This window comes from Pseudomonas lalkuanensis, from assembly GCF_008807375.1.
GTDB lineage: Bacteria > Pseudomonadota > Gammaproteobacteria > Pseudomonadales > Pseudomonadaceae > Metapseudomonas > Metapseudomonas lalkuanensis.
In genome coordinates this window covers 3,718,906-3,733,607 of sequence record NZ_CP043311.1, presented here as the reverse complement: position 1 = coordinate 3,733,607, position 14,702 = coordinate 3,718,906, and the positions used below count along the sequence as shown (strand labels likewise).

The 14,702-nt window shown below is 66.0% G+C and carries 12 protein-coding genes; 4 read left to right on the top strand and 8 right to left on the bottom strand.

The features are described 5' to 3' along the window. Window positions 1-301: 301 nt before the first annotated feature. The 4 genes from FXN65_RS17445 to FXN65_RS17430 all read left to right on the top strand — a co-directional run bounded on the left by FXN65_RS17445 (window position 302) and on the right by FXN65_RS17430 (window position 3,458). Window positions 302-862, top strand: a complete 561-nt coding sequence (locus tag FXN65_RS17445) for a chalcone isomerase family protein (protein WP_151134737.1) — start codon at window positions 302-304, stop codon at window positions 860-862. 97 nt (window positions 863-959) lie between these two features. Next, window positions 960-1,670 carry an SDR family oxidoreductase gene (locus tag FXN65_RS17440; protein WP_151134735.1) on the top strand — a complete coding sequence of 237 codons (711 nt, stop codon included), beginning with the start codon at window positions 960-962 and terminating at the stop codon, window positions 1,668-1,670. 13 nt (window positions 1,671-1,683) lie between these two features. Continuing rightward, a complete protein-coding gene (locus FXN65_RS17435) occupies window positions 1,684-3,291 on the top strand; it encodes a cryptochrome/photolyase family protein (protein WP_244620681.1) in 1,608 nt (535 codons plus the stop codon). Continuing rightward, complete coding sequence (locus FXN65_RS17430; RefSeq protein ID WP_151134733.1) at window positions 3,288-3,458, top strand: DUF2256 domain-containing protein; 171 nt, start codon at window positions 3,288-3,290, stop codon at window positions 3,456-3,458. Before FXN65_RS17435 ends, FXN65_RS17430 begins: the two co-directional genes overlap by 4 nt. Here the strand turns inward: FXN65_RS17430 and FXN65_RS17425 are convergent. The 8 genes from FXN65_RS17425 to uca form a co-directional block, all read right to left on the bottom strand. Beyond that, the gene (locus FXN65_RS17425; protein WP_151134731.1) at window positions 3,408-3,896 is read right to left on the bottom strand and encodes a DUF2878 domain-containing protein; all 489 of its coding nucleotides are present in this window, start codon (window positions 3,894-3,896) and stop codon (window positions 3,408-3,410) included. The genes FXN65_RS17430 and FXN65_RS17425 overlap by 51 nt on opposite strands. Before the next feature lie 8 nt (window positions 3,897-3,904). Beyond that, window positions 3,905-5,167, bottom strand: coding sequence for an SAM-dependent methyltransferase (locus FXN65_RS17420; RefSeq protein ID WP_151134729.1), 1,263 nt, complete (start codon window positions 5,165-5,167; stop codon window positions 3,905-3,907). Continuing rightward, the gene (locus FXN65_RS17415; RefSeq protein WP_151134727.1) at window positions 5,142-5,954 is read right to left on the bottom strand and encodes a DUF1365 domain-containing protein; all 813 of its coding nucleotides are present in this window, start codon (window positions 5,952-5,954) and stop codon (window positions 5,142-5,144) included. The genes FXN65_RS17420 and FXN65_RS17415 overlap by 26 nt, the downstream gene beginning before the upstream one ends. After that, entirely contained in the window at window positions 5,951-7,198 is a 1,248-nt protein-coding gene (locus tag FXN65_RS17410; protein ID WP_151134725.1) for an NAD(P)/FAD-dependent oxidoreductase, read from the bottom strand. The genes FXN65_RS17415 and FXN65_RS17410 overlap by 4 nt, the downstream gene beginning before the upstream one ends. A gap of 3 nt (window positions 7,199-7,201) precedes the next feature. Continuing rightward, complete coding sequence (locus FXN65_RS17405) at window positions 7,202-7,957, bottom strand: SDR family NAD(P)-dependent oxidoreductase (RefSeq protein WP_151134723.1); 756 nt, start codon at window positions 7,955-7,957, stop codon at window positions 7,202-7,204. Then, window positions 7,954-8,376 carry a nuclear transport factor 2 family protein gene (locus tag FXN65_RS17400; RefSeq protein ID WP_151134721.1) on the bottom strand — a complete coding sequence of 141 codons (423 nt, stop codon included), beginning with the start codon at window positions 8,374-8,376 and terminating at the stop codon, window positions 7,954-7,956. Before FXN65_RS17400 ends, FXN65_RS17405 begins: the two co-directional genes overlap by 4 nt. A 606-nt stretch (window positions 8,377-8,982) precedes the next feature. After that, window positions 8,983-10,791 carry an allophanate hydrolase gene (gene atzF, locus FXN65_RS17395; RefSeq protein ID WP_151134719.1) on the bottom strand — a complete coding sequence of 603 codons (1,809 nt, stop codon included), beginning with the start codon at window positions 10,789-10,791 and terminating at the stop codon, window positions 8,983-8,985. A gap of 199 nt (window positions 10,792-10,990) precedes the next feature. After that, window positions 10,991-14,647 (bottom strand): urea carboxylase, encoded by a 3,657-nt coding sequence (gene uca / locus FXN65_RS17390; protein ID WP_151134717.1) that lies wholly within the window; start codon window positions 14,645-14,647, stop codon window positions 10,991-10,993. Between the last annotated feature and the right edge of the window lie 55 nt (window positions 14,648-14,702).

Below are 14,702 nucleotides of genomic sequence, written 5' to 3'. Positions count from 1 at the left end.
CCTCCTGCCATTTCCCGGTATCGGTCACATTCGTGGTAATGCCGGCGGGTACGAGCGGGGGCCGATCGAATACCGCAATCGTGACTGATGTACATGGGCTGGTCGGCATTCACCCGCCAAGCCATGTCGTCGAGTTCGTCAATCGATCTATTGATCACCGCGCCGGATGACCTGTCTGGCGACCTCACCTGGCGCCCGCAAACGCTCCGTCTCCTGCCGCGCTGAATAGCGAAATAAGTTGTACATATAGTGTTTTTGTACAACTATTTCGGCATGTCGCCATTTCAAGCAGGGGAGTCGCATGGTGGCACTTGGCTGGTTGCTCAAGCGCGGGGCGCGCAAGGTCAGTTCCCTGTCCTTGGTGCTCTCGCTGAGCACGGCAGCGGCGCTGGCGGACTGGCGCGAAGATCTGCCCGGTGCACGTGCTGTCGGCACTGGCCAGTTCAAATGGTTCGGCTTTTCAATCTACGAAGCGAGACTCTGGAGCCCAAACGCCAGGCCAACGCTGGACAACCCCTTCGCCCTGGAACTGACCTACCGGCGTGAGATCAAGCGTGGCGATCTGGTGGAGGTCAGCCTGGAGGAAATGCGCAGGTTAGGTGGTGAAGGGCTCCCCCGGGATCGCTTGGCGCGTTGGGCCCACGAAATGCACGAAGCCTTTGTCGATGTGGTCCCCGGCCAGAGCATCACGGGGCTGTACATGCCGGGCCAGGGGTGTCGCTTCTATGTGAATGGGCGATTGAGCCGGGAGGTGGCAGATCCGGACTTCGCCCGGGCCTTTTTTGCAATCTGGCTAGACCCGCGCACGCGCAATCCCGAACTGCGACGCCAGCTGCTGGGTCTTGAGGTCGCAGCCGAATGAGTCGCTTGCCCGATGCATGGCGAAGGCACTACCGACTGAGCATGGAACCGGGCCGCGTGACCTTGTTCGTCTGTCAACCGGCAGGAGGGCCGGGCGGATGAGAGAAACGCTGAGCCTTCATTCGATGGATCACGGATACCGCTCCCTGGTGATCGGAGCGAGTGGGGCATTGGGTAGCGCCTTCTGCGAGCTGCTGCGCGAGGACCCGCGCTGCGCCGCCGTGCGGGAGCTGGGGCGTGGAAGTTCGCCCGCGCTTGATCTGGAAGACCCCTCGAGTATCGCCCTGGCTGCCGCCGCGCTTACAGCGGAAGGGCCCTATCAGTTGATCCTTCACTCAGCCGGCCTGCTGCATCGTTCGGGCGTGCAGCCGGAAAAGTCCCTGGCCGCCCTTGAGGCGCAGACCTTGCAGGCCGTGTTCCAGGTCAATGCGCTCGGGCCTGCGCTGGTACTGCGGCATTTCCTGCCATTGCTGCACGCCCGGGGAAAGATGGCCATGCTTTCTGCGAAGGTGGGGAGCATCGGCGACAACCGCCTGGGTGGCTGGTACGCCTACCGTGCGTCAAAGGCAGCATTGAACATGCTGGTGAAGACCGCCGCCATCGAGTTGGGCCGCAGCCGGCCCCAGGCATGTCTGTTCAGCCTGCATCCGGGGACGGTTGTTTCCCGGCTGTCCGAGCCGTTTCGAGGCGCGGCGCTGGCGCGCCCTGCGCATCAGGCGGCAGTGGATCTGCTGAGCCTTGTCGACCGCCTTGGGCCCGCCGAGAGCGGCGGATTCTATGCCTACGACGGCGAGCGTCTGCCCTGGTAACGGTGGAGCACGCATGAATCTGAAAGCGCTGGAGGGTGCCGCCGGCCACCGGTTGCAGCCTGACCCCGCAGCAGGAGGCGGGGCCCGGCCTGCTCGCCGGATCGGCCTCGTGCTGGGTGACCAGCTGTCATTCGACCTGAGCCTGTTCGACACCCTGGATCCTCGGCAGGACGCAGTGCTGATGGCCGAGGTAGAAGCCGAGGCGCGTTATGTTTCTCACCATCCGCAGAAGATCGCGTTGATCTTCAGCGCCATGCGGCACTTCGCCGACGCGCTGCGCCAGCGTGGCTGGCGGGTGATCTACGTACGCCTGGACGACGCCGGCAATAGCGGCAGCCTGCCCGGCGAACTGCATCGCTGGATGGCGATTCTGGAGGCCAGGGAGGCGCACATCACCGAATGCGGTGAGTGGCGCCTGGAACAGGCGCTCAAGGATTGCGGCGTGTCGCTGACCTGGCACCCCGACCGCCGCTTCCTGTGCTCACGGGAGGCGTTCGCGCGCTGGGCGGGGGACCGTGAACATTTGCGGATGGAGCACTTCTACCGCGGGATGCGCAAGCGTACCGGACTCCTGCTGGAAGCGGACGGCAGCCCGCTGGGAGGGACCTGGAATCTTGATGCGGACAATCGCAAGACGCTGCCGCGTGGCCTGCGTGGCCCATTCCCGCCGCGTTTCGAATCCGATGCCATTACCCGGGAGGTGCTGGCGCTGGTGCGGAGCAGATTCAGCGACCACTATGGTCGCCTGGAAACCTTCGACTACCCGGTGACCCATGCTGATGCGCAGCTCCTGTGGCAACACTTCCTCGACTTCTCCCTGGCTGCCTTTGGCGATTACCAGGACGCCATGGCCAGTGGAGAGCCTTTTCTTTTCCATGCGAGGATCAGCGCTGCGCTGAACATCGGCTTGCTCGATGTGCGCCAACTGTGTGCGGATGTGGAGGCAGCCTATCGCCGAAAGCAGGTGCCGCTGAATGCCGCGGAGGGGTTCATCCGCCAACTGATCGGCTGGCGCGAGTACGTGCGTGGCATCTACTGGCTGCGAATGCCGGAATATGCCGAACTCAACGCATTCGGCAATCAACGCCGATTGCCGGAGTTCTACTGGACGGGCGCCACGGATATGCGCTGCATGGCCCAGGCGATCGGCCAGACCCTCGAGCTGGGTTACGCCCATCACATACAGCGGCTCATGGTGACCGGCAACTTCGCGCTGCTCGCCGGCATCGCCCCCAAGGCCATCTGCGAGTGGTACCTGGCGGTCTACCTGGATGCCTTCGACTGGGTAGAGCTGCCGAACACCCTGGGCATGGTCATGCATGCCGATGGAGGCTACCTGGGCTCCAAACCCTATTGCGCCAGCGGTCGCTACATCCAGCGCATGTCCAACTACTGCGCGCAATGCCGCTACCGGGTAGGGGAGGCCACGGGGCCGCTGGCCTGCCCGTTCAATGCGCTGTACTGGCACTTCCTCATGCGCCACTGCGAACGCTTGGGGGAGAACCCGCGTATGGCCCTGGTCTACCGCAACCTGCGGAACATGGATGAGGCGCACCGCCAGGCTCTCTGGTTGCGCGGAGAGGAGCTGTTGGCGCGGCTGGATGCGGGAGACGCCCTGTGAGGAGAACTGAGCTGCCGAGCAAACTGTGTCCGGTCTGCGGGCGGCCATTCCTCTGGCGGCGACGCTGGAAGCGCTGCTGGGGTGACGTTCGCTACTGCTCGGAGCGCTGCCGTCGTTCAGCGCGTACCCGCCAGGCGAAAGGCCAGGGGCATCCAGAGCGCCCATAGCGGTGCCAGCACCAGGGCCGTGCCAGCGACGCCCATCGGCAGCGACACCTCGGCCAATGGCGCGCCTGCGCAGTAGGCCAGTGGACCGCCGATCCCCCCGAGCAGCATGGCCCGCCAGGCTGGCCGCGCCGCCCAGGCGAGGCTGTGGCGCAGGCCGCAGGCAAATACCAGCCAGAGCAGTACAAGCCAGATCGGGAGGGGGGCCTGGCCGAAGTCGAATACACCGGACGCGCCAAGCGCGCTGTCCATGGCACAGCCAACCACCGCCACCCGCCACAATGCACCGGTCTCCGCCCGGGGGAGGGGGCAGAGGGCCAGATGCGCGATCAGCCCGGTGGCGACCGCGAGCAGCAACCAGGTTGACTGGGAGCCGAGCACGCAACCCCACCAGCCCAGTTGCAGCCACAGCGCGTTGCCTAGCAGCCAGGCCCGCCCCATGGCCTGGCCTACAGCCGCTCCGCCAGGGGGACGCCTCGATAGGCCGGGCCAGCCCAGAGCAATTGGGCAACGCCAATGGCGCGCTCTTCGAAGCCGCCTTCGCAGTAGCAGAGGTAGAACTCCCAGAGGCGCTGGAAGGCCTCGTCGTAGCCGAGCTCCAGCAGTGCCTGGCGCGATTGCCGCAGGTTGTCATGCCAGAGTCTCAGGGTACGTGCGTAGTGCGCGCCGAAGTCTTCCATGTGCAACAGGTTGAGCTGTGTCTCGGCGCTGGCCGTCTGCAGCAGACTGGTCAGCGAGGGCAGGGCGCCGCCAGGGAAGATGTAGCGCTGGATGAAGTCGACCGAACGGCGGGCCAGCTCGTAGCGCTGGTCACGGATGGTGATGGCTTGCAGCAGCATCAGCCCGTCTTCCTTGAGCAGCCCGGCACAACGACGGAAATACTCTGGGAGGTAGCGATGGCCGACCGCTTCGATCATCTCGATGGACACCAGCTTGTCATAGCGCCCTTCGAGATCCCGGTAGTCCTTGCGCAACACACGTATGCGCTGCTGCATGCCCTGAGCTTCGACACGCCGAACGGTGTGCTCGTACTGCTCTTGCGACAGGGTGGTGGTGGTCACCTGGCAACCATGATGGCTGGCCGCATAAAGTGCCAGGCTGCCCCAGCCGGTCCCGATCTCCAGCAAGTGGTCGCCCGGGCGCAGGTCGAGCTTGCGGCAGATGCGTGCGAGCTTGTTCAACTGAGCCTCTTCCAGGCTCTGCTCATGGCTTTCGAACATGGCCGCGGAGTACATCATGGTGGGATCGAGCAAGCGTTCGAACAGGGAGTTGCCCAGATCGTAGTGCGCCATGATGTTGCGGCGTGCACCTCTTCGGCTGTTGCGATTGAGCCAGTGCATCAGGCGCAGCATCGGACGCCCCAGTCGCACCAGGCCGCCTTCCATGGCGTCCAGCACCGCAAGGTTGGCGACGAACAGGCGGGTTACTGCTGCCAGGTCGGGGCTGCGCCAGTAACCCAGGATGTAAGCCTCGCCGGCGCCGATCGAGCCATTGCTGGCAACCAGGCCCCAGGCCGCCTCATCCAGGATCTCGACCTGGGCTTGCAGCGAGCTGGCTGGATCGCCGAAGCCCAGTTGTTCACCGCGAAGCTGTATCCGCAGGTGACCATGGCACAGACGACGCAACTGGGCGAGCACGACCTGCCTGAAAAGGCCGCCTGCGAACGGGACCAGGTTGCCGGCTTTGCTAGCGCTCAGAGTCGGATCGGACATGCGTTGAATCCTCGGTAGCGGGTTGGCCGACGCTCAGGTGGCGCTCGCTGGACTGATGAGCGTGCAAGGGAGTGCCTTTGAGCAGCAGCAGCAGGGCCTGCCAGTAGATGGCGGTCAGGGTACGCAGCGACATCCACGGGAACGCCAGCACGTAGCGGCGCAGACCTGCGGCGTCGAGTGCCTGGCGCTGCAAGCTGAGGCAGGCCTCGAACAGTTTTTCGCCATCGCGCCAGTTCTCCATGTGCACGCGAAGGTCCGGCCCCGTGACCCGGAAACGCATGCGGTAATCCATGTCTCGCGGCAGGAAGGGCGAGACGTGGAAGGCCTTCGCCACCCCGAGCGCCTGAGGCTCTCCGGGGTGAACGGGCAGCACGTAATGGTGGCGTTCGCGCCAGGGCGTATTGCTTACCTCGCAGACGATCGCCGCCAGGCGGCCGATATCGTCGTGGCAGAAGTAGAAACTCACCGGATTGAACGACAGGCCCCAGTTACGTGGCTGCGTCAGTAAATGGATGGGGCCCCGGGGAGCATCGCCCAGGGCGTCGCGCAGCAATGCCCGCACGGCCTCGGACAGGGGAACGCCAGTGCGAGTCCAGGCCGGCAGGTAGTCGCGCTCGCGCCAGCATAGCGGCGCCAGGCGCTGCGGGCGCAGAAGGCGAGATATGCTCAATACCCGCTCTTGCTCCGCAAGGTCCAGGTAAAGCATGCCAATGGGGTATCGGAAACTGTGCGGGAAGGGCGCAAAGCGCCGATGGCTGATCCAACCACGGTAGAGGCCGCTGTTCACAGCTTTTCACCGAAATGAGCGGCGACCTTCAGCGCGCTGACCACGCCATCCTCGTGGAAGCCATTGCCCCAGTAAGCGCCGCAGAAATAGCTGTGCTGGTGACCTTGCAGGCTTTGCTGGCAGGCTTGAGCGGCGATCGCGGCCTGGGTGTACTGGGGGTGCGCATACTCGAAACGAGCCAGCACCCGTGACGGGTCGACCGCAGCGCCCTGGTTGAGGCTCACACAGTAGGTCACCGGAGCGTCCAGGCCTTGCAGGATATTCATGTTGTAGGTCAGCGTCGCCGGCGAGTCAGGTGGGCCACCAAGTCGATAGTTCCAGCTGGCCCAGGCTTTGCGCCGCCGAGGCAGCAGACGCTCGTCGGTGTGCAGGAGCACCTCGTTGCTGGCGTACGTCAGGGCACCAAGTACCTTGCGCTCAGGCTGGCTCGGGGTCTCCAGTAGCGACAGGGTCTGATCGCTGTGGCAGGCGAACACCACCTTGTCGAAGCGCTCCCATCCCGTGGCACTGAGCACCCGCACACCGTCGGCGTCCCGGCAGACTCGCTGCACCGGACAACCCACTCGCAGGCCCGCGCGAAAACCGGCACACAGCGGCTCGATATAGCTGCGTGATCCGCCTTCGATCACCCTCCATTGCGGGCGGTCGCCAATGGAAAGCAAACCGTGGTTATGGAAGAAGCGCACAAAGAACTGCAGCGGGAAATCCAGCATCTGCGTCCGTGACATCGACCAGATGGCCGAGCCCATCGGAATGATGTAGTGCTCGATGAAACGCCGCCCGTAGCCACGCATGCGCAGGTACTCGCCAAGCGGGGTCTCTGGGGCGATGCGCCTTTCGTGGAAACAGCCAGGAGCCTGGTGGTTGAAGCGCAGGATGTCGTACAGCATCCCCCAGAAACCCGGTGAAATCAGATTGCGGCGTTGCACGAAGAGGCTGGACAGATCGCGTCCGTTGTACTCGATGCCACCGGCAGGGTCATGCACCGAAAAACTCATCTCGGTAGGCCGAGAGGCCACCCCCAGCTGCTCCAACAGACGAATGAAGTTCGGGTATGTCCAGTCGTTGAACACGATGAATCCGGTGTCCACCGCGTAGCTGCGGCCCTGGCATTGGACATCGACCGTGTGGGTGTGGCCGCCGATCCAGTCGCTGGCCTCGAACACCGTCACGTGATTGCGGCGCGCCAGCAAGTGCGCACAGGTAAGTCCAGATATACCGCTGCCGATGATTGCGATGCGCACGTTTCAGTCCATTCGTGGTGGTCGTGCCAGACGTCGCCCCAGGGCCAGGCGCCAGCGCGCCGGAAGGCCACCGAGCAGCCGGATGGCAAGAATGAAGGGGAGGGGAAAGGTGATCTCGAGGGGCCGTTTGCGCAGGCGATCGGCGATGCGTCTGGCTGCACGCTGCGCTGACCAGCACATGGGCATGGGAAAGTCGTTGCGTCGGGTGAGCGGGGTGTCGACGAAGCCGGGGCTGACCAGGGTCACGTCGATACCTTCTGCGGCAAGGTCGATGCGCAGGGACTCGACCAGGTAGCGCAGCGCCGCCTTGGATGCGCCATAGGCACCGGCGCGCGGTAGCGCCAACCAGGTTACCGCGCTGCAAACGACTACGAGGTGCGGGCGCTCGCCGCAACGAAGCAGAGGCAACGCCTCCTGCACGCAGTGGCTGGTGCCGAACAGGTTGGTGCGAACCACGCGCTCCACCTGTTCAGCGTCGAAGTGCCCAGGCTCCAGATACTCGCAGGTGCCGGCATTGAGGATCACCATGTCGAGGCCGCCCCAGGAGTCCTTGATGCGCCGGCCTATCTCCATCACCTGCTGCCGCTCGTTGATATCGCCAGTGACGAGCAGGACCTGGTTGGGAAAGCGCGTCGCCAGCGCCTGCAGGGGCATGATCTGGCGGGCACTCAAGGCCAGTCGGTGGCCTTCTTCCAGCAGGATTTCCGCCAGGGCCGCGCCGATGCCGCTGCTGCCGCCCGTCAGCCAGACGCGACTCATGCGAGCCTCCGCTTGAGCCAGGCAATCAGCCGCCCCAGCAATGGCAAATGTTCATAGAGCAGTGCCCCGGCGTCGAAGTAGTCCTGGTGCAGGTAAACCCGCTCCTGCCATAGCAGGTAGCTGCAGCCTTCCAGCCGGATGACTTCACCTCCGCCCAAGCGTGGGTGACGAAAGCGCAGGGTCCAGCGAAGGTAGCCTCGACCGGGGCCGACTTCGTCGAATCCGTGGAATTCGTAATGCAGGTCCTCGACGCTGGCGTACATCTGCCCGAAGTAGCGTCGCAGCGCGGGAAGACCATTCAGGCTGTGCAGCGGATCACGGAACTGCACATCCGGAGCGTACAACTCGTCGAGAGCGCCCAGGCTGCTAGCATCCAACGTGGAGAACGATTGCGCGAAGCATTGCAAGAAGTCAGGCATTCTTGGCGCCCCGAATACTTGTACAAAGTGAATTCTTGTACAACTTTTTCAGGAGCCTAACGCGAAATTTGTACAAGTCAACGGGGCTTGTAGAAGTTTTGTGTTGCCAATTTCTCTCAACAAGCGTGTTGATGAGAGAGGGCGCATGTGCTGGCAGCAGCTTGCGCACTACCCACTAGGGCACGCTTGGCCCGGTGCGTCATCGTGGTGGCGGGACTTCAACGTTGATGGCCCGCTGTACCCATCGCAGGGCGTCACGGAAATCTCCGCCCCGGAAAACAGCCTCCACCTGATTGGTGAGTCAGGCGCGTATACACCCCGCTCGAAGGGCAGGAAATCGACACCTCGCCGGGTTGAGAGCGGGCAGCGGCCCACCGGGGAACGGCGCAAGGCGTCCCCCGGCAAGTCCACCCGGATCGAGCGCCCAGGCTTCGCTGGCAACGATCTGGGCAGCCTTGCCGAGGGGCATCACTTCTGTTGCATGCCAGCTGATGCGCTGTCAGTTGGCCCCGGTTTAGCCAGTGACGGCGCGACATTCGAGCGAGCAACCAGTCCCGGCAATGACTCGTGGGCGACGACTTCGACACATCGAGAGCGGTCGTGGAGTTACCCGCGGCTTGTTAACCACGCCCGCCAGCCACCGAAGTGGCTGATGTCCTCGGCACCATCCAGTCCCCATGCATCGCAGATGAAGCCGGTCTCCCAACTGCCGTCCTCCAGCTGGACCTTGCCCAGCCCCAGCGGCGCCGGGATGCCGGTGAGGAAGGAACCCAGTTCGGCGCTGGGCAGTTCCCAGACTTCCACCTCGATGGCCACGCCGCCTTCGGCCACGCGCAGCATGCCGGGGCGAAGCGGCGGCCCGCCGGCCAGGGCGTAGAGTTTGTAGCTCGGTGCGCTGCGGGTGGCGCGCAGCAGGCGGGCCCCGCGCTGGCGCAGTTGCCAATTCAGCGCCAGGCCGTCCAGGTGCGCGCCGCAGACGACCAGGCGCGCGCGGTCGTTGCGCGCGGCGTTGGCGGAAGTGGCCGGCCAGACCGGATTGCCGCCGGCCAGCGGAAGGTCGTGCTGGCGCTGCAGGGCGTCGGCCACGCTGAGCAGGTACTGGTCGGTGAAGGTGCGGCCGAACAGCGTCACGCCCCAGGGCAGTCCGTTGTCCATGAGGGCGCTGGGCACGGCGACGGCGGCGTAGTCCAGCAGGTTCATGAAGTTGGTGTAGTAGCCCAGCTCGGCATTGCGCTTCACCGGTTCGGCGTGCAGTTCGTCCAGCGTCACCGGACGGCCGATGGTGGGCGTCAGCACGCAGTCCAGATCGGCGAGGATCGCGTCGCACTGCGCCTTGAGCTCCTGCAACCGGTATTGCGCGCGGAACGCCTGCACGGCGGATGCACCGGGTGCATTCGCCAGCACGTCGCGGATCACTGGCAGCACCGCCTGCGGGTCACGCTCGATCAGGTCGCCGGCCACGCTGTAGCGCTCGGCGACCCACGGACCTTCGTAGAGCAGGCGCGCAGCTTCGAGGAAGGGCGCGAAGTCGATTTCCCGCGCCTCGCCGCCCAGCGCCTTGAGTTGCTCCAGGGCCTTGCCGAACAGCTCCGGGCCTTCGTGGCAGCCGAAGAATTCCAGCTGATCGGCGCGCGGCACGCCGAAGCGGAACGGCCCGGGTGCACCGAAGGCGCTGGCGTCATTCCAGGCCGGGTTGGCGCGGCTATAGCCATCCTGCGGATCGAGCCGAGCAGTGAGGGCGAACAGTTCGCTGGCCTCGGCGGCGCTGGCCGTGAAGTAGGTGATGCAGTCCAGCGTGCGGCAGGCCGGCAGCAAGCCGTGGTTGGACAGCAGTCCCTTGCTCGGCTTGAGCCCCAGCAAACCGTTGAGCGCCGCCGGCACACGGCCGGAGCCGGCGGTGTCGGTGCCCAGGGCGAAGCTCGCCACGCCCAGCGCCACGGCCAGCGAGGAACCGGCGCTCGAGCCGCCCGACGGATAGTCCGGCAGCACACTGTTCCGGCATTCGCCGTAGGGCGAACGGGTGCCGTTGAGGCCGGTGGCGAACTGGTCGAGGTTGGTCTTGCCCAGTGGGATGGCGCCCAGGTCGACCAGTTGCTGCACCAGCGTCGCGGAATTCTCCGGCGCGTAGGCGAACGCCGGGCAGGCGGCGGTGGTGGGGATGCCGGCAAGGTCGATGTTGTCCTTGATGGCGAAGGGGATGCCGAAGAGTGGCAGGCTATCCGGGGACTTGTCGTCCAGCGCGGCGAGGTAGGGTTCCAGCTCGTCCAGCGTCAGCAGGTGGATGAACAGGTGGTAGTCCGGGTTCAGCGCGGCGGCCTTGGCGCGCAGCTCGGCGATCAGCTGGCGCGGCGTGGTGCGGCCTTCGCGGTACGCAGTGCGCAGAGTGGCGAGGCGCAGGTCGAAGGTGTGGGGCATGGTCGGTATTCCTGTGCTGGGCGGATACCCTCTCCCCGGCCCTCTCCCTGAAGGGAGAGGGGGAAGAACGGTCCGGTGCGGTGTCGGTTTCAAACCACGGACAGGCCGTGGTTGCAGGATGAATCAACGCTTCAACCCCGCTCCGAACAGTCCCTTCTTCCTTTCAGGGAGAGGGTTAGGGAGAGGGGTTTTCCAGGGCTCAAGCCTCCTCCATCACCACCACCCGCTGCCCGGCACGCACCGGCGAGCCGGGCTGCACGCGCACTTCGCGCACCACGCCGTCGCGCGGGGCGGTGAGGGGGATTTCCATCTTCATGGATTCGAGGATCACCAGGATGTCGCCGGCCTTCACACTGGCGCCGGCCTCCACCTGCACCTGCCAGAGATTGCCGGCGATATGGCTTTCGATGGCGTGCTGGCCGGCGCCGAGCGGGGCGTCCTCGCTGTTGTCGACAGCGGCTTCCTCGCTCTCGAAATGCGCCTGGCCGGAGGCGATCCAGCGCTCGCGCTCGGCATCGAAGGCGGTGCGCTGGTGGCGGCGGAAGGCGGCGATGCTGTCGGCTTCCTCGGCGAGGAAGGCCTGGTAGTCCCCCAGGCGCAACTCGCTTTCCTCGATGCGCAGCGGGTAGCGGCCCAGCGGGAAGTCGCGGCGGATGTGCAGCAGTTCGTCCGCCGACACCGGGTAGAAGCGGATCTGGTCGAAAAAGCGCAGCAGCCACGGCTTGCCGTCGAATGCGGCGACCTCGCGGTAGCGGTTCCACATCTGCAGGGTACGGCCGACGAACTGGTAGCCGCCGGGACCTTCCATGCCGTAGACGCACAGGTACGCGCCGCCGATGCCCACGGAGTTCTCCGCTGTCCAGGTGCGCGCGGGGTTGTACTTGGTGGTCACCAGGCGGTGGCGTGGGTCCAGCGGCGTGGCCACCGGCGCGCCGAGGTAGACGTCGCCCAGGCCCATCACCAGGTAGCTGGCCTCGAACACGGTGCGGTACACCGCTTCCAGGTCCGGCAGTTCGTTGATGCGGCGGATGAACTCCAGGTTGCTCGGGCACCAGGGCGCTTCCTTGCGCACGGTGGTCATGTATTTCTCGATGGCCAACTGGCAGGCGGGGTCGTCCCAGGACAGCGGCAGGTGGACGATGCGCGACGGTACCTTGAGGTCTTGCGCGGCGCACACGGCATCCCACAGGCCGGAGACGATTTCCAGCAGGTTCTCCAGCGGCAGGGTTTCCGGCTGGTAGTGCACCTGCAGCGAGCGGATGCCGGGGGTGAGGTCGATCACGCCGGCGAGGTGCATCGTCTCCAGCGCCTGCATCAGGGCGTGGGCGCGGAAGCGCAGCACGAGGTCGAGCTCGGGTTGGCCGATTTCCAGCAGCAGGTGGGTGTCACCGGAGAGGCGCGCGACCAGGCGTGTGTCGTCCTGGCCGAGGTCGAGGACGATGGGGGAGGTGAATTGTGCGCGAGGGCCGCCCTCTCCCCCGCTCCCTGCGGGAGCGGGTCGGGATGAGGGGAAACCGGCGGCGCTGATGTTCGCCGCTGCTTGTGCAGGAGCAAGCCCGCTCCTGCGAAAGGCTGCCAACTTGCGGGCAGTGGCGATATCCACCGGCACGAAGCGCACCTTGTCCCCGGCCTTGAGCTGGCCGAGCTGCCAGAGGTCGGCCTCGATCACCGTCACCGGGCAGACGAAGCCGCCCAGGCTCGGGCCATCCGGGCCGAGGATGACCGGCATGTCGCCGGTGAAGTCCACCGCGCCGATGGCGTAGGGGTTGTCGTGGATGTTCGAGGGGTGCAGGCCGGCCTCGCCGCCGCTCTCGCGCACCCATTCCGGCTTCGGGCCGATCAGGCGCACGCCGGTGCGGCTGGAGTTGAAGTGCACTTCCCAGTCGGTGGCGAAGAAGGTCTCGATGTAGGCCGGGGTGAAGTATTCCGGCGCGCCGTGGGGGCCGTAGATCACGCGGATCTGCCGCATGTCTGGCAGCTCGGTGCGTAGCGGCGGCGGCAGGCTGGCGCCGTGGCTGGTGTCTTCCAGTGCGGCGAGGTGCAGCACGTCGCCCGCGCGCAGGGCGCGGCCGCCGTGGCCGCCGAATTGACCGAGGGTGAAGGTGCTCTTGCTGCCCAGATAGTCCGGCACTTGCAGGCCGCCGCGCAGGCACAGGTAGCTGCGTGCGCCGGCGCCGCCGACGGTGCCCAAGCTCAGCGTCGAGCCGGCGGCGATGAATAGCGCGGTATTCATTGGCTGTTCGATGCCATCGAGCAGGACCGGCAAAGCCGCGCCGGTGATCGCGACCACCGCGTCGGTGTTGAAGCGCAGGCTCGGACCGCTCATGGTGATTTCCAGCGCGGCGGCGCCTTCGGGGTTACCCAGCAGGACGTTGCCCAGGCGCAGCGCGCGGTCGTCCATCGGCCCGGATGGCGGCACACCCACGGCCCAGTAGCCGAGGCGGCCGGGGTAGTCCTGCACGCTGGTCTGGGTGCCGGCGCTGAGTACTTCGAAGGTGTGGGCGCGGTAGCGCAGGCCTTCCAGGCAGCGCGTCCAGGGTGAGCCGCTGGCGAACGGCGCGTCTGCGAGGATCTGCCGCAGGTAGTCGCGGTTGCATTCCACGCCGTAGAGCAGGCTGTCGGCCAGCGCGCGGTCGAGACCGGCGCTGGCTTGCTCGCGGGTCGGTGCCCAGGCGATGAGCTTGGCGATCATCGGGTCGAACCAGGGCGGAATCTCGCAGCCGGCCTCGACCCAGGTATCGATGCGTAGCGCCTTGCCATCTGCCGGCGGGAACTGCACGGCGGTGAGCAGGCCGGGGCAGGGCTGGAAGTCGCGGCCCGGGTCTTCCGCGTACAGCCGTGCCTGGATGGCGTGACCGGTGGGTTGCAGCGTAGCGGCCAGTTCGGCCAGCGGCGGCAGGTCGCCGGCGGCCAGCTCGATCATCCAGCGCACCAGGTCGACGCTCCAGACCTGCTCGGTGACGCCGTGCTCCACCTGCAGGCGGGTGTTCACTTCGAGGAAGTAGAAGCGCTGCGCCTCGCTGTCGTAGACGAATTCCACGGTGCCGGCGCTGCGGTAGCTGACGGCTTTCGTCAGTTGGATCGCCGCTGCGCAGAGCTGCTCCGCCATGCCGGCGGGCAGGTTGGGCGCCGGGGTTTCTTCCAGCACCTTCTGGTTGCGCCGCTGCACCGAGCAATCGCGCACGCCGAGAGCGATCACTTCCCCCTGACCGTCGCCGAACACCTGCACTTCCAGGTGGCGGGCGCGCTGGATGTACTTCTCGATGAATACGCCAGAGTCGCTGAAGTTGTTCTGCCCCAGGCGCTTCACTGCGTCGAAGGCGTCGCGCAGCTCGTCCGCCGAGCGGCACACGCGCATGCCGATGCCGCCACCGCCGGCGGTGCTTTTGAGCATCACCGGGTAGCCGACCTGTTCACCGGCGAGCAGGGCGGCTTCGAGGTCGGGCAGCAGGTCGGTGCCTTCGAGCATCGGCACGCCCTGTTCGCGGGCCAGGGCACGGGCGGTGTGTTTGAGGCCGAACAGGCGCAGTTGCTCCGGCGTCGGGCCGACGAAGGCGATGCCGGCGGCTTCGCAGGCTTCGGCGAAGGCGGCGTTTTCCGAGAGGAAGCCGTAGCCGGGGTGGACGGCCTGGGCGCCGCTGGCGCGGGCGGCCGCGAGGATTTTCTCGACCACCAGGTAGGTGCTGGACGCCGGGCCTTCGCCGAGGCTGATGGCCTGGTCGGCCTGCTGGAGGTGCAGGCTGGCGGCGTCGGCCTCGGAGTAGACAGCCACGCCTTTCACGTCGAGTGCGTGGAGGGTGCGCAGGATGCGGCAGGCGATGGCGCCGCGGTTGGCGATCAGGAGTTTGTCGAACATGAGGAAGTCCCCATGGAGTGGCGGGTCGTCCCGCCGTCATTCGGTGTGCGCCAGG